Origin of the sequence: Streptomyces pactum (genome assembly GCF_016031615.1) — a bacterium.
Lineage (GTDB): Bacteria > Actinomycetota > Actinomycetes > Streptomycetales > Streptomycetaceae > Streptomyces > Streptomyces pactus.
Map to the genome: position 1 here is coordinate 1 of NZ_JACYXC010000034.1, position 1,068 is coordinate 1,068.

Below are 1,068 nucleotides of genomic sequence, written 5' to 3' on the forward strand. Positions count from 1 at the left end.
GGCACCCCGAAGGCCCGCGCGGAAGACACCGCGGGGGCCGGGGCGGAAGGCGGCCCGGAGGCCGGAACGGCTCCGGCCGCCGCCCCCGCGAAACCGCTCACCGCGGCGCAGCGGGCCCGGGCCGAGGGGCGGTCGCCGATCATCGACCCGGGGATGACGCCCGCCCTGCTGACCGCGGCGCTCTCCGGTCTGCTGGCGGCGAGCGCGACACTGCCCCGTCCGGCCACCGCGGCCGCGCTGGTGCTGCTCCAGGCGCTCACGGCGGCCGGCTGGTTCCGGCTCAACGGCATGTGGCCGGCCCGGCAGGGCATCGTGCTGGCCTTCGCGGGCGGGCTCGCCGCCGACGCCGGGCTGCTCGCCACCGAGGAGCAGCACGCCCCGACGGTGATCATCGGCACCATCGGCGTCTGGCTGCTCCTCGTCATCATCCTCCAGCTGCGCAACCGCAGCTCGGCCGACGAGCGGATGTACAGCCTCACCGCCACCACGGTCTCGGCCGCCCTCACGGTGGTCGCGGCCGGTCACCTCGCCGCCGTGGCGGAGTCCTCGGACGCGGTGGTGATCGGTGCGGCGGCGGTCGCGATCGCCGCGATCGCCCGGGCGGTGCCGCTGCCGACCGCGGTCTCGATGGTGCTCGCGCTGCTCGCCGCGGCGGGCGCCGGCCTCGGCGCCGGGCATCTGACGGACACCGGCACCACGCACGCGGCGGGGCTCGGCCTGGCGGCCGGCGCGTGCGCGCTGATCGGCCTCCGGGTGGCGAGCTACGACTACCCCTCGCGCTTCGTCCACATGACCGCCGGGGTGGCGCTGCCGCTCACCGCCGCCGCGCCCGCGGTGTACCTGATCGGGCAGGCCATCGGCTGAACCGGTCCGCCCCGTCCGTCCCCCGCCGCCCCGCCGGCCGCCCGCGCCTCCCGGCCGGGCGGCCGGCGGGGCGGATCCTTTCCGCCGCGCGCCGCGTCTCTCCGGTTAGGCTCGCTAGCCGCGGGCAGGCGCCCGAGCCCGACGACACAGGGGGACGAGCATGACTGACGCAGCGCACAGCACCGGCGGGGGGAGCACGGCCGG

Annotated in this window: 1 pseudogene; it reads left to right on the plus strand. The window is 78.3% G+C overall.

Annotated elements, in window-relative coordinates:
• Window positions 1–864 (plus strand): annotated as a pseudogene (locus IHE55_RS30515) (hypothetical protein); the annotation flags it as partial.
• Window positions 865–1,068 lie beyond the last annotated feature (204 nt).